Raw genomic sequence first — 21,872 nt, 5'->3', positions numbered from 1 at the left:
ATATACTAAGGGTAATACAAAATCAGGAAAGGGTGAAGGAGATGAAAACATTGCGCAGCAGCGTACTGCTGCTTATGGCGTGCATACTTATTTTATCTGGTTGTCAATCGAATGGCTCTGGCGGAGCTGAAAACAATGACAAATTAAAGGTGGTAGCGACGATCGCCCAAATTGGGGAGCCGCTGAATACAATTAGTGGAGATCTGATCGAGGTGACGAGTTTAATGGGGCCTGGCGTAGACCCGCATCTCTATCAAGCCACAACAGGGGATATTTCTAAGCTTGATCGAAGCGATGCTATTTTTTATAACGGTCTTCATTTGGAAGCTAATATGCTTGCTGTTTTTGATGAAATGAGTAAATCAAAGCCTGTCTTAGCGCTTGGAGAAACCTTGGCAGAGGATCGCTTGCTCAAGGATGAAACGGGTGCAATTGACCCGCATATTTGGTTCGACATTGATCTATGGCAAGCCGCGCTTGAAGCAGCGGTCGATCAATTAATCGAGTTGGTACCTGAACATAAGGAACAGCTAATCGCAAACCGGGATGCATATTTTGCTCAGCTGGCAGAGCTTAAGCAAGAGAGCTCCGAGAAGCTTGCGGCGATTCCGGAAGAGCAGCGCATTTTGGTAACTGCACATGATGCATTTGGATATTTTGGTGCTGCCAATGGTCTACAGGTAGTTGGCTTACAGGGATTAAGCACGGAGGATGAGATCGGTTTAAGCGACATTGAGGACACGATCGATCTACTGATTGAATACCAGGTTCCTGCTGTATTTATTGAAAGCAGCATCAATCCCGACAGCATTAATGCAGTCATTGAAGGTGCCAAGAGACATGGGCTTGAGGTTGCACTAGGCGGAGAGCTGTTCTCTGATGCAATGGGGGCATCAGGCACGGTGGAAGGGACTTATCTTGGTATGTATGCTCATAACGTCGAGACTATATCAAGTGCATTATTAGACAAGGGTGAAGAGTAATGAATGCAACGATTGTTGTTCATAACGTAAGTGCAGCTTATCGTAAAACCGAAGTGCTGTCTAATATCAGCTTTCAGGTCATGCCAGGGACGTTGACTGCAATTGTGGGGCCCAATGGAGCTGGAAAATCAACCTTGCTGAAAACAATGCTCGAGCTTCACTCCAAAACGACAGGGGAAGTCACCTTTCTAGGTCAGCCCTATCGCAGAGCAAAAACGAGCATTGGCTACGTGCCCCAGCGCGGATCAGTAGATTGGGATTTTCCTACCAATGCGCTTGATGTCGTTCTAATGGGGCTGTACGGGAAAATTGGCTGGCTAAAGCGACCGAGCAAAGCGGATCGGGAACAAGCAATGGAGGCGCTTCGTGCAATGGGCATGGAGCAATATGCGGATCGACAAATCAGCCAGCTGTCTGGAGGTCAGCAACAGCGCGTCTTTTTAGCAAGAGCATTAGTTCAGGATGCTGTGCTTTACTTTTTGGATGAGCCGCTTGCAGGTGTTGATGCGGCGACGGAACGAATTATTATGGAGACATTGCAGCAGCTGAAAAATAAAGGGCGCACGGTGATGGTGGTACATCATGATTTGCAGACGGTAGAGGACTACTTCGATCATGTTTTGCTGCTTAATCGAACTGTTATCGCACATGGTGCAACCTCTGAAGTGTTTACAGATGAGAAGCTGCATCGCACGTATGGCGGTACGTTGCGCTGGATGAGAGAGAGGGTGTAGAGATGAGCTGGCTTTCATACAATGCACAGTGGGTGCTGCTTAGCACATTGCTGCTCGGCATGGCGGCAGGGGTGGTCGGTGTGTTGTCTTACTGGAAACGGCAAAGTCTAATGAGTGATACGCTCTCTCACGCTGCACTGCCTGGCGTGGTGCTTGGTTTTATCGCAGCAGGAAGCAAGCAGCTGCCGATTATGCTGCTCGGCGCTGCGATCAGCGCACTTATTGGAGCGGGTCTCGTGCAATGGATTCGCAGCTCCTCAAGAGTAAAGGAAGATGCCGCTATGGGGATTGTGCTGTCCGTCTTTTTTGGGCTAGGCATTATGCTGCTAACGTATGCCAATCGAATGCCAGGCGGTGGTCAGAGTGGTCTTGATCATTTTATATTTGGGCAGGCAGCCTCTATGTTGCGCAGTGACGTCATATTGCTTACTGTACTGGCAGTAATCGTCTTGTTGCTCGTGCTGGTTTTATTCAAGGAATGGAAGCTTGCTCTGTTCGATGCAAGCTTTGCCCGCGGACTCGGCTTATCGGTTAATGCGATGAATGGACTATATACTGCACTGCTTGTCCTAGTTATTGTGATTGGTATTCAAGCGGTAGGTGTCATTCTTATCGCCGCACTAATGATTATTCCTGCTGTTAGTGCGCGGTATTGGACGGATTCGTTCGGCAAAATGGTTATGCTATCAGCTTGCTTTGGCGGAGGGGCGGGGATGTCGGGCACATTGCTTAGTACGTTCGGCAAGGGATGGCCGACTGGTCCGTTTATCGTCATTACTGCAGCAGCTATGTTTATCGTTTCTCTGTTACTGGGCTCAAGCAAAGGTCTGCTCGTAATCGCATATCAGAGAAAGCGTGCGCAATTAAGAAAAGAGAATAGTTTGCAAGCAGGGCAAGTTGTGGAAGGAGGAAGAGGATGAGTTATGCAGCATGGATATTGTTAACCGCTTCGTTAGTCGGAGTGTGCTGTGGTCTTGTCGGCGTTCTGCTCATTCTCAGGCGAATGGCGATGATGGCAGATGCAATCAGTCATACTGTGCTGCTTGGCATCGTCGTTGCTTATCTCATCACCCTGCAGCTAAGCGGCATTCATATGTTCATTGGTGCGATTATCGCTGGCTTGCTGACTGCCTTGCTCGTACAATGGTTTCATCAGCTGGGCGTGCAGCAGGAGGCATCAATCGGGATTGTTTTTACGACGTTGTTTGCGATAGGTGTGATCTTAATTGCGACTAAGGCAGGCAATGCGCACTTGGATGTGCAGCATTCGTTAATGGGTGAAATCACCTTTATACCATGGAATAAAACCGATCTGCCGTTTATTGGGGAGGTTCCGAAGGCGGTAGTGAGCCTGGTGCTTGTTTTAATCGTTATTCTGCTTGTCCTACTGCTGTTTTATAAGGAATGGAAGCTAACGAGCTTCGACCCTGTTTTTGCAGCGAGCATTGGAATTCCTGTCGGGTTGATGCATTATGTATTTATGTCACTTGTTTCGATTACGAGTGTTGCTGCGTTTGACGCTGTAGGGGCAATACTGGTCATTGCAATGCTGATAACACCTGCAGCAGCAGCTTATTTATGGACGGATAAGCTATCCATGATGCTTCTGCTTAGCAGCGGCTTCGGCATCATTGCTGCTTTTCTTGGTTATTATATGGCGGTATGGCTCGATACCTCCATATCTGGCGCTATGGCGCTGTCTACCGGGATTATCTTTATTATCAGCTTCCTGATGGCGCCGCGTTATGGACTGCTAGGCAAATTCATAATCGGAAAAGCAACACGCAACGAATCTAACGCGACAGCAGGCTGATACCGATCATATACAGCAGGAAAAGGCGCTGGCATTCGTATGCCAGCGCCTTTTCCTGTAATGAAGTATGCAATTATCCCTTTGCCCAAAGCGTTTCGATCTGCTCGAGCGGAACGTCCTTTGTTTCCGGAACCTTTTTCCAGGTGAAGAAGAACGTGAAGACAGATAATATTGCAAATATAATAAACGTGGACGATGCGCCGATCGAAGACAGCAATGTCGGGAAAAACTGCGAGATAATATAATCCGCAATCCACAGCGACATGGAGCCAATCGCGGTTGCAATTCCGCGTACGTGGTTAGGGAATAGCTCGGACATGATGACCCATACGACCGGTCCTAATGAAATGGCAAAAGAAGCCACGTACATAAGCAAGAAGATTAACAGCACAACACTATTGGTTTCTTCCATATTAAATGCAATCGAGATTACAAATAGACTGATCGCCATACCAGCAGAACCATACATAAGCAGCTGCTTGCGCCCTACACGATCGATTAGCCATATGGACAAGATCGTAAAGGCGAAGTTGATAAAGCCGATTGCAATGGTTTGGATCAATGCTGCATTAGTGCCTGCGCCAGCAGTTTTGAAAATTTCCGGGGCATAGTACATAACAGCATTAATGCCTGTGAATTGCTGCATCACGGCCAATACAACTGCTACAGTAAGCGCTGCTCTTAAAGCAGGGCTCTTGAACAACACAGAAAAAGTTCCTTTTTTCTGCTTGAACGATTGCTCAATATCCACGATTTCCTCATTGGCAAGCTGCTCGCCGTGGATTCTGTTCAGTGTAGCGTAAGCTTCGTCACGGCGACCCTGCTTCATCAGCCAGCGAGGACTTTCCGGGACGAAAAATAAAGCAATAAGGAAGATAAGGCCAGGGATTGTACCGACCCCAAACATCCAGCGCCATGCGCTTTCAACCTGCCAAGTTGAATCACCGCTGTTGGAAATCCACAGATTGACAAAGTAAACAAGAAAAATACCTGTTACGGTAGCCAGTTGATTTAATGCAACAAGGCGGCCGCGATATTTCGTTGGTGCAATCTCGGCATTGTATAGCGGGCATAGCGTAGACGTGATCCCGATTCCCAAGCCTCCGATAATACGGAACATAACGTAGGTGCTAAAGCTTTCGGGTAGTGCAGAGCCAATACAGCTAATGATAAATAATAATGCAGCAGTAATTAGCACGCGCTTTCTACCGAATTTATCGCTCAGGATGCCAGAAAAAGCAGCACCGATAATACAACCGACAATTAGACTGGAAACGGCCCATCCAACCTGAAAATCATTCAGATCGAATTTCTCACCCATAAAACCTATTGCTCCAGATACAACTGCGGTGTCGAAGCCAAACAATAAACCGCCAATAGCGGCAATAATAGAGACAAGTGTAACAAACTTTAGGCTAGAAGCCTGTTGTGATTGTGTTGTAGTCATCGTGCATCCCTTCCAGCAAATCATGCTTGATTCTATGTTCGAATGTAATTCTAGCATGATGATCGCTGCTTTAGAGACAGAGATTCCTTCACTAATTTGTGTTATTCTAGCACATTTTTAAGTGTGGTCTTCACGATGTTGCGGTTGAGGCGCGATACTCTGAAGGTGTGATGCCTGTAACCTTTTTGAAAACACGGCTGAAGTAGTTCGGGTCGTTATAGCCGACAAGATAGCAGATTTCCTTCAGGCTCATATCCTTATTGCTCATCCACTGCTTGGCATGCTCAATTCGTATGCGCGTAATGTAGTCAATAAAAGTTTCTCCAGTCTGCTGCTTGAACACCTTACTGAAATAATAAGGATTGAGGTGAACCTGCTCTGCGACCTCTTCAAGCGACAGCTCGCGCTGGTAATTGCGTTCGATGTAGGAGGCAGCTGCATCAACAATCGAAAAGGCTTGCTCCTCGCGCTCTTGTCGTATAAGTGCAATCGCCTGCTGTACATAAGCGTATTGCTCAGCTTTGCTTATCAATAGCGGCTGTGTGTTGATCGACTCCATATGCTGGAATTGACTAATGGCATGCTGCTCGGTTGCTGTTGTAGATGCGAATACCGCTTCATAGTAAGAACGCCGTGCCCCATGGATGCCAGTATGAACATTGCCGATTCCTATCAATACAGGTTGGTCAGGCATGGCTTTTTTACAGCTGGAATATATAGAAGCACTGTACGTGTTAGCATAATGCAGAAGCTCCTCGGGCTGGAGTTCTTCCTTGCCCGAAATGAATAGCACGATATGCTCCTTTACTAATGGGCTGCTGAACAGGAAGGTGCGATCGTTGGAATGCCTCTCATGCAGCTGCTGGACATGCTGCTCCAGCTCTTTACGGTCCAGCTTGATTTCTGGAAAGGCAATAACGACAGCACATGCTTGCTCAAGCGGTAGCTGCAGCGATTCTGCTATGCTTAACAGCTCCTGCTCATTTATCGATTCAGCTATGAGTCCGAGCGCAAGCTCAGCTTTAACGAGCGGCAACAGCTTGCTTAGCTGCTGCTCGCGTCCCTTGAGAGCGCTGGTCTCCTGCTGCTCTTGCTTGATGTTGGTCAGTAATCGCTCAATAAGCTCGACAATCTCCTGGCGCTTCGCTGGCTTAACGATGTAATCCTTGGCGCCAAGACGAATGGCCTCTCGCGCATAGTCGAAATAGTCATAAGCGGTTACGAGCACAAAGCGAGCGGTTGGAAGCTCCTGTCGAATGCTGCGTAGGGCGAGCAATCCATCCATGCCAGGCATACGAATATCCATGAACACAATGTGAGGTTTATGAATGCTTGCTTTCTGAAGGGCTTCCCGTCCATTTTCAGCTTCAATAATCTCAAATTTTTCGTCAACCATATTGGAAATGATCCAGCGCATTCCTTCGCGTTCGAGCGCTTCATCATCAGCGATTAAGATGCGATACATGACTGTCAATCCTCCTTGTGCCGTGGTATTCGCAGTGTAATGGATGTACCTGCGCCCGGGCTGCTATTGATGTGAACCTGGTGCTGCTCGCCGTACAGCAGCTGCAACCGACGGAATACATTTCGCGTTCCTAGTCCTGTTGATTGATGGGATTCAGGCATAGCGGTTGATGCAAGAGGGCCTTGCTCATAGAGCAGCAGCTGATTTTTAGTCTGCTCATTCATGCCAATACCGTTATCGATTATTGTAACCCATGTGTACTGGTCATCCCCTTCAATGCGCAGTGTGATTTCTGCGTCTTGCTCCAAGCTTTCTATACCGTGTACAAAAATGTTCTCCAGCAATGGCTGCAACGTGAGTACCGGGACGGTAGTATCTAATTGCTGCTCATCAATTTCAGTATGAAACTGTACGCGATCCCGATAGCGGGCCTGCTGGATATAAAAATAATCGTTGGCATGCTTGACCTCATCTCGCAGTGGAACGGGGGTGTCAAGCTGCTTAAGGTTGTATCGAAGCAAATTTGCCATCGCCACCGTTAGATCACTTGTTCGCTCCGCACCTTCAATTAGAGCGAGCTTGGACATCACATTTAACGAATTAAATAAAAAGTGAGGGTTGATTTGCGATTTCAGTACTTCAAGCTCCATTTCCTTGATTAGCTTGTCCTTTTCAAGTGCTTCTCTTTCGGTTGCAATAACGTTCTTCAATTTATTTTGCATATGCTGGAACGCAGCTCCAAGCACGTGAAAATCACTATGCTTTGGATATTGTACAATGGGTCGTTCCAAGTCGCCTCGAGAAATATGCTCGGCCGTATGGACAAGCTGGCGAATTGGCTCTGATATGGTTTTGGAGATGCCGTAGGCAAACCATAAGCAGAGCAGCGTCACGCCAACAAGCAGTGCAATGCCTGAAGCTCTCAATCGTGCTGCTTCCTGCATTATCGTTTCGTAGCGCTGCTCAAAGCTAGCCAGCTCCAGACTGTTCATCCGGTAGCTTTCCTCAGCAATATAGGAAGAGAGAAGCTCAGCCTCGTCCACATATGCGGCGTATAACAGTGCTTCTTCTACCGACACCTCGATAAATTGCTTTTCAATTTCCATATAACGCTCAATCAATGCCCAAAAGCTTAATGCCTCGGCTTCATGCTGGAGCGGTGGGCCATAGCTGATAAGATGATTGAGCTGTGTGTCTAGCTGAATAGCGCCCTCTTGCATCGCGATGAAAACCTCTGTTGATTGCGTAGACAACCATTGATCGGCCAATTGAATGTTTTGCTGGACGCGTTCGTTGATATGCTCGTACACAAGCAAGCGTTCCTTCAGCTTGGCGAAGCTCTCATTTATTTGGTGGCTGCTGCTTAGCAATAATAGACTGATTGCGCTATTTATCAAAAAAAGCAGCGGGATCACAAGAAAGAGCAAATTTCTAATCCTCATGATCGGCCTCCACTTCTTTTGCCGTCAGCACAGTGGTAGCAATATGCATGTGTTCAGCGAATGGGGCCTTCTCATAGTAGCTATGCAGCGTATCAATCGCTTGTTTCCCGATTTCGACCGGCTGTTGAACGATGCTGCCAAGCATGCGGCCCTCAGCGATCAGCGTTTCTGTATGCAGTAAATTATCAAAGCCGAACACGCTGACGTGCTGATTGTTCAGAGCGTCAAGTCCGTCTACTATTCCTACAGCGTCAAGTCCGCTTAGCCCTACAATAACGTCTATGTCGGGCCTTTTCTCCAGCATGTCAATCGTTGCTTGAGCAGCCTGTACTCGTGATATATTCGATAATCGCACATCCACGACATGGAAGCTTGGAGCTTCCGACAACGCACGTTGAAAGGAGTCTAGACGTTCTGTCTGGTTTTCGGCTGAGCTGCCCATAATCACTCCGATATTCGTGTTGTTATGTGGCAGCTGTGAGAGCAGCAAGCTTGCGAGCTGCTCGCCTGCTAGCTTGTTGTCTGTACCGATATAAGCAATACGCTCACTGCTTGGGGCATCGGTGTCAATTGTAATAACAGGAATTCCTAATTCCTTCGCGCTGGTAAACAGCTCTTCCTGACCAATTAATCCTTGCGTGATAATGGCGTCAGGCTTCGCTGATAAGGCTTTATGCAATAGTCGCCGCTGCTGGGCTGGATCATGGCGAAGAGGTCCTACGTATTGCAATAAATAGTCATATGTATCAGCTTGCTCTCTTGCACCTTGCTCCAACAGCTTCCAATAAGGAGTGTTAAGCTCTTGTGCGATCAAAACAATCCGCTTTTGGTTGATTGCTTCTGAGCGATGATCGAGCTCTGCGACCCATGCATCGATTTTAATAGCAGAAGCAATAAAAAAAAGTAAGGAAACAAGCACACATAGGGATAAAAGTATCGAAACAATGCGCTTGAACATCGTGCTTCACCTCTTGAACATGTCTTCTCGAATTTCCTCTTCCAGGATCATAATGATGCCGTTGCCGTTTCATGTAAACAGACGATGATGATTATACATGGAACGAGGGGAGATGACAAAAGTTCGTTTTCCATACTATGTCCGACTCTGGAAAAGTCATGCGCTAATTGAATAATGGAGTTGGTTGGAGGATTTTTCAAGAACTTGGCAACACAAATAACGCTTTGCCCAAGATAGGCAAAGCGTTATTTGTGTGCTCAAATTATTCTTGAAGGGGGTTGGAAGACAGCTTGTAAAAAACCAATGCTAACCTTAGCTGCATGAGGTGGCTAAGCTTTTTGAAATCCAGACCGAGCAGCTCGCTAACTTTATCGATGCGATATAGCACCGTGTTGCGATGGACGAATAAAGCGTTAGCTGTTTTTGTTACACTTGCTTCGTGTTCAAGGTAAGCGTCAAGTGTTTTTAGAATTTCCGTTCGATAGTGTTCATCCTTATCAAGCAAAGGCTGCAGTAAATTGGAACAAAACTGCGTACGAATGCTGATAGGGATATGCTGAAGCAAGGCATTGAATTCAAGATCAGAGAATTGAACGAATGGCGTTGAAAGTTTGAGCTGCTCGCAGAGTTCAAGGGCTTGAAGGCATTCTTCATAAGCGACTTGCAGCTGCTGCAAGCGCTGCTTCGGCTTACTAATCGCAACTTGCATGGGCAGCAGATGCTCCTGATTATTCGTTAATTCATAGATGGCTTGTTCAGCGTCTTCTAAAAAAGAAGATAGATTCACTTGCTCCACCTGATTGGAACGCTGCATAATAATAGTAGTCAAACGATCATCATCTGCAATATGCGTGCATACCAGCTGATAACGATCACTGATCTGTCTTATTGCATGACCAAGCAGCTGCAGCTGCCCTTGTACCATCGCTACTTGCGGTATGGATCTCGTAACGAGACATATAAAGGATGCGGAACGTAATTCGTCTACAGCTGTGGTCATGAATCCCTCATAGTTTAATTGTTTATGAAGATGCTGCTGTAAAGCGAGCGTCCAGAGATAGCTTTTTTTGGTGAAGTCAGGGTTTAGATAGCGTGCAAGGTGCACGGTTACAATATCTGCCGCTTGGAAATATAACAGCTCTTCCTGAGGATACAATAATTCTCGCTCATGTATAATAAGTACATACCCTAGGCATTCATGATGGTTCATCAATCCGATAAGGAAACAGCCCTGCTCATTTTTGGCATACATATCGGCTGGCGGCTTTGCAGGAATAAAAGCTGTTAGCTTGGCAGTTGACCAATTGCTCGTTGAAAATAGCAGCTCTTTTTTACGACTGAAAACCGCAATGGGCATATTTAATATATAAGCCAATTGATCAAACAACGCGGCTTCCTCGGTTTGCATGGCAAGCTTGATGAGCTGTCGTTGCTTTTCGATAATCGTGAGCTTTTCCGTATGGGATCGAATAGTTTGCTGCAATTGATGCTCCAACACGTCAAGCGGAGCTTCGGTGTTTAGCAGAATGAGTGGAAGCTGCAGTACGTTGCATTGTTCAATTAGTTGCTCGGAAATACCGTGACCAGCAATAACCAATGCGGCTGCATGTTGTTCATCCAATGCGTGTATACAGTGTTCGAGCTCGATTGGGTCCTGAAAAGAGGTAGAAGGAAGAACAATGAGCTCACCGTAGTTAACCTGCTCATGCTCATGATAAGCAGGAAGCGATCGCACATGAACGTCGCATATGCTTCGGTGCAAGCCTTCAGCACCAGCAACAAGCTGTCCGTGTGCTAAAGGAGACAGTTTCAATGCTTCTCCAATAGATAGCGTCATAACTAGACCTCCTCCGTTGTGAACTAGCGACTTATGTATATTTTATGTGATGTTTTCTAACATATCAACAGGAAAATGATTAGATTATTGAATTGTGTTGTGTGTTAACACAAATTCGGATTGTACTTATGTGAGTGTTAACTAATTAGTGTTAATTATTTTGACATATGAAAAGGGTGGAGATTGGAAGATGGCCAGTCAATATATACAATTAATGTGGAGTATGGCTAAGACCGGAACAATTGGATTTGGTGGAGGTCCTTCAGTCGTTCCGCTTATTCGTCATGAAACAGTACAACAATATGGTTGGATGAGTGATGAGGAATTCGGAGAGATTTTCGTGCTGGCGAATACATTGCCGGGTCCGATTGCTACGAAAATGGCGGGTTATATCGGCTATCAACTGAAAGGTGTGCCAGGTGCGATTGCGGCAATCATTGCCCATATATTGCCTTCCTCGCTTGCAATGATCGTATGCATGTCGATGGTTAATTTCTTTAGCAACTCTCCTATTGTTCAGGGGATGATCAGTGCTGTCGTGCCTGTAGTGGCGGTTATGCTTGGTATGATGGCTTATGAATTTGCCGAAAAAGCAGTGAAGGGATTAGGGATAGCTGTAGGGGTGGTTTGTTTTATTATTGCACTGGCACTGCTGCAATGGGTTGATCTTCACCCAGCGATTGTTATTGTCCTATTCATTGGCTATGGTACGGTCCATTTTCGATTGAGGGCTCGCTTGGCTGCTGATAAGCGAAAAGGAGGTCGATCATAATGGATTGGATCGAGCTCATTTGGCTACTGCTTGGTTTTTTAATTGCAAATATATTAGGCTACGGCGGCGGACCAGCTTCAATCCCGCTTATTTACAAAGAGGTTGTAGATCGATATGTATGGGTTACACCTAATGACTTTTCCAATATTATTGCGTTGGGAAATGCGCTGCCGGGTCCAATTGCGACCAAAATTGCGGCTTATGTTGGCTATGATGTAGGGGGTGTGGCAGGTTCGATTATTGCGCTGGCTGCAACGATCGTGCCTTCCGCTGTTGCGCTGATTGTGATGCTCAAACTTCTGCAAAAGCATCGTGAATCCAAAGTCGTAAAAGGAATAAGCTTGCTAGTACAGCCGGTTATTGCAGTGCTTATGGTGATATTAACGTGGGACATGTCGAAAGATTCCATCGCCGATATTGGCTGGCTGCAAACGATCATCATTGCAGCTGTAGCTTGGTGGGCGATGGCAGTGAAAAAGCTGCACCCTGCATTTGTTGTGCTTGCAGCTTTTGTGTACGGGGGGATTGTAATTCCGTTGCTTTCCTAAATCAGGTGCGAGAAATGGATAGTAGCTAGCAGTTAAGGGAGAAGGAGAGGGGAAGCAGAATGAAAGAAATACGCGGTTTTATCATCGATTTGGATGGTACGGTCTATACTGGTCAGCATGCGATTGAGGGGGCGGTTGAGGCAGTGAAAAAGCTGCAGTCGCTTCATATTCCGTTTGTCTTTTTGAGTAATCGCGGTAATTACTCAAGAGAAATGTGTCGAGCGAAGCTGGAGCAGATGGGACTCTCGGTTGCAGCGGATCAAATCCTGCTTAGTTCTACAGTTACCGCGCGTTTTTTGCAAGAGCATTACCCGCAGCAGGCTGTTTGGCCGTTTGGTGATCCAGGGCTGGAGGAGGAGCTTCGTTCTTATGGGATCAATGTTGCGTCGGCTCCTGAGCTGGCGCAGTGGCTTATCATTACATTGCATGAAAGCTTGACCTATGAGCAGCTTAATCAAGCGTTTCGCGCAGTGAGACATGGAGCAGGCATCATTGCAACAAACGAGGATAAAATGTTTCCGACAGAAGCGGGAGATTGTATTGATGTAGCGGGCATGATAGGAGCAATCGTCCATGCAACAGGAGTTTCTGTTTCGCATGTTATGGGTAAGCCTTCGACACTGATGGCACATGCCGCCCTTTCTGTTCTGGACTTGCCTGCAGAGAGCTGCATCGTTGTTGGTGATAGCCTGACCTCAGATGTTGGACTGGGCAAGCGGCACGGCATGACAACTGCGCTTGTACTAACCGGAAATGCAACTGAACAGGATGTGATGAGTGCTGAACTGCAGCCCGATTATATAAGTGAAAATTTGCTTCAGCTTGTAGACTATTATATGGCTGAGCGAGATTCAAGAGAGACTTAAGATATGAAAAAACAGCAACCCCCTGCCAGGTGAAGTGTAGCTTGATACAGGTGGTTGCTGTTTTTATGTTCGATTAAGGATTAGAAAAGGTTGACTGACAAGTTACATGCCTCGTTCGTATTGTGCCGGAGGTGTAATATGTCCAGTCACTTCCTTGATGGCATGAAGTGTCCAGTAAGGATCGTTCAGCATACCGCGGCCGATGGCGATCAGATCTGCCTCTTGGTTTTCAAGCACTTGCTCAGCGATAGCTGCATCTTCGAGCTTGCCTACTGCAATAATTGGCACGCCAGGAAATGCTTCCTTGAACGCCTTGGCAAGCGGGACTTGATAACCTGCATGGTTGCCAGGCTTTACAACAGAAACAGGTCCTTCGCCGCCTGATGAGACGTGGAAGCAATCCACTCCTGCAGCGTGATAGCGTTTTGCGACCTCAATCGCGTGATCGACTTGGTAACCATCCTTCATATATTCCATAGCAGAGATACGGAACAATAATGGCATCGTTGGCGGTATGACGCTGCGAATCGCTTTCACGACCTCTTCGCCGAATAATGCCAGATCTTGTCCGTATTGATCTTCGCGTCTATTGATTCCTGGGGAGTGGAATTGGTGAATCAAGTATCCGTGTGCGCCGTGAATTTCGATGCAATCAAAACCTGCATCAACAGCTCGTTTAGCAGCTTCTTTGAATTTTAGCACCATTTCTTGAACTTCCTCGGTTGTTAGAGCATGCGGCTTCGGTGTCGTGTCATCATGTGAAACGGAAATGCTGGAAGGCGCAACAGGCATCTCAGCATCCTGTGCCTTGCGACCAGCATGCGCAATTTGAATACCAATCTTAGAGCCATAGCGATGAACGGTATCCACGATTTGCTTAAATGCTGGGACATGCTCATCGGACCATAGTCCAAGGCATTGGTTGGTAATACGCCCGCGTGGCTCGACGTTAGTCATTTCCACAATGATTAGTCCTGTTCCGCCGATCGCGCGTGAGGCATAATGAATGTGATGCCACTCAGTAGGAATACCATCCTCGGCTTCCACAGAATATTGGCACATTGGTGCCATAACGACTCGGTTTTTCAGCTCCAAGTCTTTGATATGAAAAGGTTGATCGATATAAGTCAAGCTGTATCAGCCTCCTAAGTGAAATAGTTGGGAACATTTTTACTATAAGCTTTGTTGTTATTAAACGCAATGGAGGGAGGTTGACAGTATGCTTGCTTTGTAAATTCGTAAAGTAGCAAAATTTGAAAAAAATGCGAAACGTGATACAGGCTTGTTCGTAAAACATGAACAGGAGTGTGAACGTGAGAGAGGATTAACATGCTCTAGCACATGCAGCATTAGCATGCGCTAGACATTGGGGAGATTATACGATGTTAATCGAATTGCTGCTTGTGTCGCTGCTTCCTATGCTCATAGCGCTGGATAAGGAGAGCAACAGAACGGCTGCTAGGAAACTGCATAAGATTCGCAAGCATGCCTTGTTTAATGGCATAGCTAGGCTGCTCACTAATTAATTGTTCTCTGAGAACATGCAACGATTCCCTTTCAAGCTCGTTATTGGCGAATTGTATGGATGTAGTGATTTCGCGCATAATATCATCAATTGTGATCTCGTGGGCATGATGATTAAGGTCAGCTTCATTCCTTAAAAACACTGCTCGGGCATGCTCAGCCATGACATTGGTTTTGTCTACAAGACTTTGCGTAAGTGCCACGATATCCACTGGCGTGTCTCGAAAAAGAATGTACTCGCTGTACGTTTTGATAAAGCCCTTCATACATAAGGTTAGATCATACTTGGTTTGGCTGATGCGATCGCCGTATATGGATTCCAGTAAAGAAAGCAATGAATGACTGAATTGCTCATCATAAAAGCTGAATTTTCGAAACAGCTCTTGATTGACATTCCGCATATGTCCTGCCTGATGAATATTCTCCGATATAAAAATCATCGCAAAGCTTCGTTGGGAAGCGATGAATTCAAATATACTGGCATAGTACAAGAATAGCTTGTGCTTGTGATCGACCTCGCTTCTGACCACTCGGTCAATAATGCTTCCGAATTTATTAATGATATAATCAACAATCGCTAGTATGAGCTCGTCCTTTGATTTGAAATGAAGATAAAAAGCGCCTTTTGATATGCCGCATCGTTCTGTTATTTCTTGTATTGATGTGGCTTCATAGCCTTTTTCTGAAAAAAGCTCAATGGCGGCATCGATAATAGATTGTTTCTTAGACATTGCTTTCACCTCGACTTAGGTCCAAGTTGACAACTGACTTGTCGGTCATTATTATAAAAAACAGATATAAAATAGTCAAGAAAGGATAGGTGTGTAAGTGAATTCGATTGTAAACTTCGTTGTGAAAAATAAGCTGGCTGTTTGGCTACTTACGTTAATCGTACTTTTTTCTGGTATGTACTCTTCAACTAAGATGAAGATGGAAACGATTCCGGATATCTCAATTCCATACTTAATGGTAATGAGTGTATACCCGGGTGCAACTGCTGAGCAGGTAATGGAGGATGTAACGATACCGCTCGAGAAAACATTGGAAAACTTGAGCGGTGTTAAGACGGTTATGTCTAACTCATACTCCAGTGTTGCAAGTATTCAAGTTGAATACGATTATGGAACAGATATGGATGAAGCTAACCGTGAAATGAAATCTGCGCTTGATGGTATCAAGCTGCCAGAACATGCACAGGCACCAACGGTTTCTGCAATCAGCATGAACATGATGCCAGTTCTTGCGTTAAGCGTTAGCAGCACCTCTGAGGATATTGTCGAGCTGACAGGCACGGTAGAGGAAGTATTGCTGCCGAAGCTGCAAAAGATCGACGGCGTTGCTTCAGCTTCTATTACAGGTCAGCACATTGAAGAGGTAGAGCTTACCTATAATGAAGAGAAGATGGCTAGTCTTGGTGTAACGCAAGAGACGATTAAAAATCTTATCCAGGCAAGTGATCTATATACATCATTAGGGTTGTTCGAGTTTTCAGAGGCAGAGCAAGCAATTGCAGTAGACGGCAAATTCATGTCGATGGATGAGCTTGCTAACATGATTATTCCAGTGACCCCTACAGAAGATTTTCCTTCGCCAATTGCAAAGCTCAGTGATCTAGTTGATATCGAGCTTGTTGGTAAAGTGCAATCCGTTTCCCGTACGAACGGTGAAGACGCAATTGCGATTCAAATTATTAAAGCACAGGACGCCAATACGGTAACAGTTGTCAAAGCTGTGCAGGATCTAATGAATGAAGAGCAAGAACGTCTTGGTGATCTTGTTGTAGAAACAACGCTTAACCAAGGAAAACCGATCGAAGATGCAGTTCTAACAATGGTCGAAAAAGCTCTATTCGGTGGTCTTATCGCTGTTATTATTATCATGTTATTCCTGCGTGACTTTAAGTCAACGATTATCTCAATTGTATCGATTCCGGTTTCAGTGTTCATGGCATTGATGATCCTTAACTGGATGGACATTACGTTGAATATTATGACGCTGGGTGCCATAACCGTTGCAATCGGGCGTGTTATTGATGACTCCATTGTCGTTGTCGAAAACATTTATCGAAGATTGCATCTGAAGGAAGAGAAGCTTACGGGTCGAGCGCTTATTCGTGAAGCGACGATTGAGATGTTCAAGCCAATTCTGTCCTCTACGTTAGTAACGGTAGCGGTATTTGCGCCGCTTGTATTTGTAGGCGGCATGGTCGGTGAAATCTTTGTTCCGTTTGCTTTAACGATGAGCTTCGCGCTAATTTCATCCTTGATTGTAGCGATTACCATCGTTCCAGCACTTTCTCATTTCCTATTTAAGAAAAAGCTATATGCACCAAAATCAGAGTCCAAGCATAAAGAAACAGGCGCGCTAGCGAAAAAATATCGCGGCATGCTAGAGTGGACGCTAAATCATAAGCTCATTACGATTATCGTTTCGCTTGTCCTGCTTGGAGGAAGTATTGTAATTCCAGTTGCAGGGTTGGTTGGACTGAGCTTCCTTGGAAGCGATGAAGAAAAGGTTATGTATCTCACGTATTCTCCTAAAGCAGGTGAATTGCGAGAGGATACAATCAACTATGTATCTGAAGTAGAGCAAAAACTGCTTGAGCGTGAAGATGTTGATATTGTCCAGCTTTCCATTTCATCAGCAGAAAGTGCAGATATGCAGACGATGATGATGGGCGGAGCAGGCGGCTCGCTTATGTACGTCATCTTCGATCCAGATATGAAAAACTTCCCTAAGGTACGCGAAGAAATTGAGCAGTATGTAGAAGAGATTGGTCACCCAGGACGTTGGTCAAGCCAGAACTTCTCCATGTCTGCACTATCTAGTAATAGCGTAGGCTACACCTTGTATAGTGAAAGCCTGGATGATCTTGAGCAATCTGTGCTAATGGTGGAAGAGGTTATGTCGGACAATGCTCAGCTTGCAGATGTTTCGTCAACACGTGAAGAAAGCTATGAGGCGTTCACATTCCATGTTGATCAAGCAGAACTGCTGCAGCATGGATTGACGACGGCACAAATTGTGATGATGTTGTATCCGGACAACTCGAAGGAAGTACTGACTACAGTTGAAAATAACGGCAACAAAGTAGAGGTTATTGTACAAAAAGAGGTAATAACACCGGAATCTGTAGAAGATTTGCTTGCTTTGCCCGTCCCATCCGCAACAGGTGCGACGATTACACTTGGTGACATCGTAGAGGTTGAGGAAGGCTATGCGCTTAATACTTTAGCGCGCAGCAAAGGTCAATACTATGCAAGTGTATCAGGAACGATTACTGGCGATGATGTATCCAAAGTATCTAATGATGTAGACAAAGCGATCAAAGAGCTTGATTTCCCTAGAGGTGTAGAGCTTGGCAACAGTGGTGCAATGGCTGATATTATCGAAACCTTTACACAACTTGCCGTAGCGATGTTGGCTGCCGTAGCGATTGTATACTTTATTCTTGTGGTAACCTTCGGTGAAGGGCTTGCTCCTTTCGTTATCCTGTTGTCACTGCCGTTTACGGTTATCGGGGTATTTGCTGGTCTGTGGATTGCTAACGAAACGATCTCTGTATCTGTTATGATGGGTCTGCTCATGCTGATCGGTATTGTCGTCACGAATGCGATTGTACTCGTCGACCGCGTCATTCATATGGAACGCGATGGTTTGTCATTGCGCGAGGCTATTCTTGAGGCAGGAACGACGCGTTTGCGTCCAATTCTTATGACGGCGATTGCTACAATTGGTGCAATGATTCCACTAGTATTTGGTGGAGCCGGCGCAGGCTTGATTTCGAAAGGCTTAGCGATTACGGTTATTGGAGGATTAACGAGCTCGACACTGTTGACGCTTGTTATCGTACCAGTCGTTTACGAGATCTTATCGAAAATGCTTAAGAAAAATCGTCGTGAAGTACTGGATAACTAAGTGTATCAACATATAAACAGCATGAGATGCTCATAACGGTAAATTAACTACAAATAAGGCGATCACTTTCCGAATTGCAGCGGAAGGTGATCGCCTTTTGTGCATCATGAATAGGATTAAGCCGGTGGTGCCAAGTGAGAAAACGCAGGCAGGTTTCTAATAATGCCAAAGCTGATTGCAAGAACAAGCATAGCGACAAGCATTCCCTGCGCCAGCTTTGTTTTCTTTTTTCGCTGAAGCAGCCAGTAGCAGCCGTATAGCGGCAGCAATATATAAATCAGGCTGTTGTAACGAAAAGCATCGGCCAAGTCAAGCTGTAAAAGAGCGCTCAATGATCGCGTGCTTCCACAGCCGGGGCAATACAAGCCTGTTGCGGCATGAATCGGACAAGGAATGCTTAGTCCTGTAAGCGGGATCCACACCTTTAGGTAAGCCACTGTCCCGATAGCCAAGAAAGAACCCCACATAAGCTTAGGATTCTTTCTTAACAAATTAGACGATAGAGTTGATTTCATTTTGTACAAGCGCATACGTAACAATTCCGAGGCCGAATATTCCTAATATTAGATAGATGGTCGAGTTGTCATTGACTAATCTACCGCGTTGATATTGTATCGCAGAAACATGCTTCCCGATTTGGTATGCCCATACTAAGGACCAGATCCCGCATGTCACTAGCGTAAGCAAGAAATGCTTTAGTCCTGTAAAGTCAGGGTCTCCGCTTAATGTGCCTACCTCATCGGTAAGCACGATAAACCAATAAATCCCGTAAATACCGCAAGTAATTAGCGTCAAAATAATACTTAATGGAATATTGCGTGGTTGAATCATTCGTATTCTCCTATAACCAAGATTGATTTTATGCCTACTAGTATAGGAGAAGATTGCTCTGTCTGGCAAGATACAAATTTCCTGTTTTTACAAGTGTCCTATGTACGGTACATCATTCATAAGCATGTATTGCATTAATAGAAGGACTTGGGACTAGCTTACAAGGGTATGCCTTTCTTCTTCGCAACGTTGCGAATATAGGCTGCGGCTTCTGCGACCTGTTCATTAGTGGACAGATGTTCAATGATAACAGGGATGTCACGTTTCAAGGCTTGAAGCTGCGTTAGAAGAACGTCATACCGCAAGTTGCCTTGACCCGGTACAACTTCGTCGAGATGAAGTGTTAGCTTTGGTTGAAGCCATATATCTTTCGCGTGGACATTGACAATATGTTCACCTAGTTTTTCGATAAAGTCTTTAATAAGAGCGTCATTGTGATAGTAGCTGTGCGGACTGTTAATAATGTTGACAGGATCGAAGTGAACGCCAAATTGAGGTCGATCGATAGCTTTGAGCAGTGCGGCATAGCTGTCTGCGCTGTTAGGAAAGACCCAAGGCATCATCTCTAATGCGTATTTGGTCTGAGTAGGCTTGACTTGGTCAATGATGGTGCGAACGGTATCGACAATCAGCGCGAAGGTGTCATCAGTCAGATTCAGCTCATGCGGACCATCCCATACCGTACCTCTTGAGCCTGCTATGTTGACGCAGACACGCGCACCGATTTCATCTGCCAGTTGCAGCCGTTCTGCGCAATAGTCGATTGCTTGCCTTGCAATAGATTGATCGATACTGATAGGATTGCTCCAAGCCCCGACTTCTGCAATGACAATATCGTGCTTGCTTGCCTCTTCAAGATAAGCCTGCATCAATGTCGTATCTTTTCCATCAAATGGGCAGGTTGCAGCGCGAAAGCCAGCCTGCTTCATCGCGTGGGCCCACAATGCAGGTTCATTATTCTCCAAGAATACTTGACCGCCTAAACGTAGCATAGTATCATTCTCCTCCTTTAACATGGATTAGCCACAGATTATCATGAACGCGCGTTAATGTAAATGACCGATTATATTCCATCATATAAAGTCATATAGTAGTTGACAAGAGTTTTGGCACATGACTATGATAGAGATATGAACACGTGTTTATGTGAAAGTAGGGTTTTTATTGAAAAAAGTAGAAATCAATAGTATTGAAGTTGCGCGGTTGGCTGGTGTTTCAAGAAGCACGGTCAGTCGAGTCATTAATAACTATTCAAATGTGCCTCAAAAAACAAGAGAAAAAGTGATGAAAGCCATTAAAGAGCTGAATTACTTTCCAAATGTTTCAGCACAGATGCTGGCAGGCAAAAAATCACGTACGATTGGCTTATTTATGGTCAGCTCGGGAGAGATTGCAGTAGACGTACTGACGAATATGATGATTGTTAGTGTCATTGAGAATGCGTCTGATCTTAACTATTATGTGCTGACCTATATTATTCGCGACGTATCAGATGAGGCAGCAATTAATAACGTTCGAGAAATTTTTTATCAGCGAAGAATTGATGGTGGTATTTTCATAGGTACTAAACAGGATGAACCTTTTGTTGATGAGCTGATTGCCGAAGGATTTATTGTAGGGATATTCGATCAGGAGCATACAGGTACCCCGGCTCCAAATCGAATTGTTGCTAATTTCAATAATGAATCCGGTATGAAGCAGGCTATTGCATATTTGCTTGGTCTTGGACATCGTCAAATTGGACTCATTAATGGTGACCGGAGTCGATTGTCCGGAATGGCGAAATATGAAGGCTTCCATGGAGCGATGCGTCAACACGGACTGGAAATTCAACCTGATTGGATAATAGATGGAGATTTCACAGAAGATGCAGGCTATAACGCTATCAAAGAGCTCCTGCAACGTGCGGAGCAGATTCCAACAGCTATCATCGCTGCCAATGATAGTGTAGCGTTTGGAGCGGTTCGCGCCCTGCGCGAGCATGGTATGAAAGTGCCTGAACATATGTCTATTATCGGCTTCGATGATCACGTGCTTAGTGAAAAGCACAGTCCTCCTCTAACAACGGTTCGTGTCGATTTCAAGCATTTATTCAAAGAGCTGATGCAAGCGGTTATTGAACAGATTGAACAGCAAAGTGATTCCATAAAAGAAGTGAGGTATGATTGCACGCTAATCATTCGCGACTCATGCAGACGATTGGATTAATGGCTCGTGGCGCGCGTGCTTATACAATAAGTGGCTCATATAATGATTTGGAGGGATGAACATGTCAGGTTTGTTAGGTACGAATGTAGTTACTCAAATTGGGATTCTGGTTCATGATATTGAGAAGGTAAGCGAAGCGTATGCAGCATTTTTTGGTGTAGAGAAGCCAGCTATTTTTTGGACAGATCCAATGGAGCAGGCTCAAACGGAATTTGAGGGCAACCCTAGTCCAGCACGTGCCAAGCTAGCGTTTTTTGATATGGGGTCATTGCAGATTGAGTTAATTGAGCCAGATCATCATGAAAGCACATGGCGTAATTATTTGAATGAACACGGAGAAGGGCCTCATCATATTGCATTCGGCATTAAAGGAATGAAGGATAAAGTTGAACTGCTTGCTAAGTCAGGATTTCCGCTTCAGCAGAAAGGCGAGTATACAGGCGGCAGATACGCGTATATCGATACCTTTCCTCAACTGAAGGTGCTCGTTGAGCTGCTGGAAAATGATTGAAAACAATAGTTAATA

General features: G+C 45.3%; 20 protein-coding genes. 10 read left to right on the top strand and 10 right to left on the bottom strand.

All coding sequences use genetic code 11. The features are described from left to right. Nucleotides 1-41: 41 nt before the first annotated feature. From ACFP56_RS15560 to ACFP56_RS15545, 4 genes are read left to right on the top strand one after another with little or no spacing between them, the layout of a single operon-like run. On the top strand, nt 42-983 hold the full coding sequence (locus ACFP56_RS15560; RefSeq protein WP_379236175.1) for a metal ABC transporter solute-binding protein, Zn/Mn family: 942 nt from the start codon (nt 42-44) through the stop codon (nt 981-983). Next, the gene (locus ACFP56_RS15555) at nt 983-1,717 is read left to right on the top strand and encodes a metal ABC transporter ATP-binding protein (RefSeq protein WP_379236173.1); all 735 of its coding nucleotides are present in this window, start codon (nt 983-985) and stop codon (nt 1,715-1,717) included. Before ACFP56_RS15560 ends, ACFP56_RS15555 begins: the two co-directional genes overlap by 1 nt. 2 nt (nt 1,718-1,719) lie before the next feature. Next, nucleotides 1,720-2,637 carry a metal ABC transporter permease gene (locus ACFP56_RS15550; RefSeq protein ID WP_379236171.1) on the top strand — a complete coding sequence of 306 codons (918 nt, stop codon included), beginning with the start codon at nt 1,720-1,722 and terminating at the stop codon, nt 2,635-2,637. Further along, nucleotides 2,634-3,530 (top strand): metal ABC transporter permease, encoded by an 897-nt coding sequence (locus ACFP56_RS15545; protein WP_379236169.1) that lies wholly within the window; start codon nt 2,634-2,636, stop codon nt 3,528-3,530. The genes ACFP56_RS15550 and ACFP56_RS15545 overlap by 4 nt, the downstream gene beginning before the upstream one ends. Before the next feature lie 73 nt (nt 3,531-3,603). On the opposite strand, the gene ACFP56_RS15540 is transcribed toward ACFP56_RS15545, so the two are convergent. The 5 genes from ACFP56_RS15540 to ACFP56_RS15520 form a co-directional block, all read right to left on the bottom strand. After that, nucleotides 3,604-4,977, bottom strand: coding sequence for a sugar porter family MFS transporter (locus tag ACFP56_RS15540; RefSeq protein ID WP_379236167.1), 1,374 nt, complete (start codon nt 4,975-4,977; stop codon nt 3,604-3,606). A gap of 130 nt (nt 4,978-5,107) precedes the next feature. Continuing rightward, the gene (locus ACFP56_RS15535; protein WP_379236165.1) at nt 5,108-6,442 is read right to left on the bottom strand and encodes an AraC family transcriptional regulator; all 1,335 of its coding nucleotides are present in this window, start codon (nt 6,440-6,442) and stop codon (nt 5,108-5,110) included. Between the two features lie 5 nt (nt 6,443-6,447). Beyond that, entirely contained in the window at nt 6,448-7,884 is a 1,437-nt protein-coding gene (locus tag ACFP56_RS15530; RefSeq protein ID WP_379236163.1) for a sensor histidine kinase, read from the bottom strand. Continuing rightward, nucleotides 7,874-8,842: a substrate-binding domain-containing protein gene (locus ACFP56_RS15525; RefSeq protein WP_379236161.1), complete on the bottom strand. Its 969-nt coding sequence runs from the start codon at nt 8,840-8,842 to the stop codon at nt 7,874-7,876. The genes ACFP56_RS15530 and ACFP56_RS15525 overlap by 11 nt, the downstream gene beginning before the upstream one ends. Before the next feature lie 262 nt (nt 8,843-9,104). After that, a complete protein-coding gene (locus ACFP56_RS15520; protein WP_379236159.1) occupies nt 9,105-10,679 on the bottom strand; it encodes a helix-turn-helix domain-containing protein in 1,575 nt (524 codons plus the stop codon). Between the two features lie 190 nt (nt 10,680-10,869). On the opposite strand from ACFP56_RS15520, the gene ACFP56_RS15515 reads away from it, so the two are divergent. The 3 genes from ACFP56_RS15515 to ACFP56_RS15505 are packed head-to-tail and all read left to right on the top strand — an operon-like array spanning nt 10,870 to nt 12,865. Continuing rightward, nucleotides 10,870-11,451: a chromate transporter gene (locus tag ACFP56_RS15515; protein WP_379236157.1), complete on the top strand. Its 582-nt coding sequence runs from the start codon at nt 10,870-10,872 to the stop codon at nt 11,449-11,451. Then, nucleotides 11,451-11,999, top strand: a complete 549-nt coding sequence (locus ACFP56_RS15510; RefSeq protein WP_379236155.1) for a chromate transporter — start codon at nt 11,451-11,453, stop codon at nt 11,997-11,999. The genes ACFP56_RS15515 and ACFP56_RS15510 overlap by 1 nt, the downstream gene beginning before the upstream one ends. Before the next feature lie 59 nt (nt 12,000-12,058). Next, nucleotides 12,059-12,865 carry an HAD-IIA family hydrolase gene (locus tag ACFP56_RS15505; RefSeq protein ID WP_379236153.1) on the top strand — a complete coding sequence of 269 codons (807 nt, stop codon included), beginning with the start codon at nt 12,059-12,061 and terminating at the stop codon, nt 12,863-12,865. 102 nt (nt 12,866-12,967) lie between these two features. Here the strand turns inward: ACFP56_RS15505 and ACFP56_RS15500 are convergent, their stop codons facing one another. After that, nucleotides 12,968-13,996: an NADH:flavin oxidoreductase/NADH oxidase gene (locus ACFP56_RS15500; RefSeq protein ID WP_379236151.1), complete on the bottom strand. Its 1,029-nt coding sequence runs from the start codon at nt 13,994-13,996 to the stop codon at nt 12,968-12,970. Nucleotides 13,997-14,250: 254 nt separating this feature from the next. Next, complete coding sequence (locus tag ACFP56_RS15495) at nt 14,251-15,120, bottom strand: TetR/AcrR family transcriptional regulator (RefSeq protein ID WP_379236149.1); 870 nt, start codon at nt 15,118-15,120, stop codon at nt 14,251-14,253. A gap of 97 nt (nt 15,121-15,217) precedes the next feature. On the opposite strand from ACFP56_RS15495, the gene ACFP56_RS15490 reads away from it, so the two are divergent. Beyond that, entirely contained in the window at nt 15,218-18,307 is a 3,090-nt protein-coding gene (locus tag ACFP56_RS15490; RefSeq protein ID WP_379236147.1) for an efflux RND transporter permease subunit, read from the top strand. A 116-nt stretch (nt 18,308-18,423) separates the two neighbouring features. Here the strand turns inward: ACFP56_RS15490 and ACFP56_RS15485 are convergent, their stop codons facing one another. From ACFP56_RS15485 to ACFP56_RS15475, 3 genes are all read right to left on the bottom strand, one after another. Continuing rightward, entirely contained in the window at nt 18,424-18,759 is a 336-nt protein-coding gene (locus ACFP56_RS15485) for a DUF2752 domain-containing protein (RefSeq protein WP_379236145.1), read from the bottom strand. Between the two features lie 40 nt (nt 18,760-18,799). Then, complete coding sequence (locus tag ACFP56_RS15480) at nt 18,800-19,138, bottom strand: DUF4234 domain-containing protein (protein WP_379236143.1); 339 nt, start codon at nt 19,136-19,138, stop codon at nt 18,800-18,802. A gap of 158 nt (nt 19,139-19,296) precedes the next feature. Continuing rightward, nucleotides 19,297-20,130 carry a sugar phosphate isomerase/epimerase family protein gene (locus ACFP56_RS15475; RefSeq protein ID WP_379236141.1) on the bottom strand — a complete coding sequence of 278 codons (834 nt, stop codon included), beginning with the start codon at nt 20,128-20,130 and terminating at the stop codon, nt 19,297-19,299. Nucleotides 20,131-20,302: 172 nt separating this feature from the next. On the opposite strand from ACFP56_RS15475, the gene ACFP56_RS15470 reads away from it, so the two are divergent. Both ACFP56_RS15470 and ACFP56_RS15465 read left to right on the top strand, forming a co-directional pair. Then, on the top strand, nt 20,303-21,346 hold the full coding sequence (locus ACFP56_RS15470) for a LacI family DNA-binding transcriptional regulator (protein WP_379236139.1): 1,044 nt from the start codon (nt 20,303-20,305) through the stop codon (nt 21,344-21,346). A 61-nt stretch (nt 21,347-21,407) separates the two neighbouring features. Next, on the top strand, nt 21,408-21,857 hold the full coding sequence (locus ACFP56_RS15465) for a VOC family protein (RefSeq protein ID WP_379236137.1): 450 nt from the start codon (nt 21,408-21,410) through the stop codon (nt 21,855-21,857). Nucleotides 21,858-21,872 lie beyond the last annotated feature (15 nt).

The sequence above is a fragment of the Paenibacillus septentrionalis genome (assembly GCF_042659865.1).
GTDB lineage: Bacteria > Bacillota > Bacilli > Paenibacillales > Paenibacillaceae > Pristimantibacillus > Pristimantibacillus septentrionalis.
This window is presented reverse-complemented; position numbering and strand designations above follow the sequence as displayed.

Bases quoted from the DNA above. Each gene is read 5' to 3' on its own strand.
- ACFP56_RS15560 (WP_379236175.1), top strand. From the start codon at position 42: ATGAAAACATTGCGCAGCAGCGTACTGCTGCTTATGGCGTGCATACTT.
- ACFP56_RS15555 (WP_379236173.1), top strand. From the start codon at position 983: ATGAATGCAACGATTGTTGTTCATAACGTAAGTGCAGCTTATCGTAAA.
- ACFP56_RS15550 (WP_379236171.1), top strand. From the start codon at position 1,720: ATGAGCTGGCTTTCATACAATGCACAGTGGGTGCTGCTTAGCACATTG.
- ACFP56_RS15545 (WP_379236169.1), top strand. From the start codon at position 2,634: ATGAGTTATGCAGCATGGATATTGTTAACCGCTTCGTTAGTCGGAGTG.
- ACFP56_RS15540 (WP_379236167.1), bottom strand. From the start codon at position 4,977: ATGACTACAACACAATCACAACAGGCTTCTAGCCTAAAGTTTGTTACA.
- ACFP56_RS15535 (WP_379236165.1), bottom strand. From the start codon at position 6,442: ATGTATCGCATCTTAATCGCTGATGATGAAGCGCTCGAACGCGAAGGA.
- ACFP56_RS15530 (WP_379236163.1), bottom strand. From the start codon at position 7,884: ATGAGGATTAGAAATTTGCTCTTTCTTGTGATCCCGCTGCTTTTTTTG.
- ACFP56_RS15525 (WP_379236161.1), bottom strand. From the start codon at position 8,842: ATGTTCAAGCGCATTGTTTCGATACTTTTATCCCTATGTGTGCTTGTT.
- ACFP56_RS15520 (WP_379236159.1), bottom strand. From the start codon at position 10,679: ATGACGCTATCTATTGGAGAAGCATTGAAACTGTCTCCTTTAGCACAC.
- ACFP56_RS15515 (WP_379236157.1), top strand. From the start codon at position 10,870: ATGGCCAGTCAATATATACAATTAATGTGGAGTATGGCTAAGACCGGA.
- ACFP56_RS15510 (WP_379236155.1), top strand. From the start codon at position 11,451: ATGGATTGGATCGAGCTCATTTGGCTACTGCTTGGTTTTTTAATTGCA.
- ACFP56_RS15505 (WP_379236153.1), top strand. From the start codon at position 12,059: ATGAAAGAAATACGCGGTTTTATCATCGATTTGGATGGTACGGTCTAT.
- ACFP56_RS15495 (WP_379236149.1), bottom strand. From the start codon at position 15,120: ATGTCTAAGAAACAATCTATTATCGATGCCGCCATTGAGCTTTTTTCA.
- ACFP56_RS15480 (WP_379236143.1), bottom strand. From the start codon at position 19,138: ATGATTCAACCACGCAATATTCCATTAAGTATTATTTTGACGCTAATT.
- ACFP56_RS15475 (WP_379236141.1), bottom strand. From the start codon at position 20,130: ATGCTACGTTTAGGCGGTCAAGTATTCTTGGAGAATAATGAACCTGCA.
- ACFP56_RS15465 (WP_379236137.1), top strand. From the start codon at position 21,408: ATGTCAGGTTTGTTAGGTACGAATGTAGTTACTCAAATTGGGATTCTG.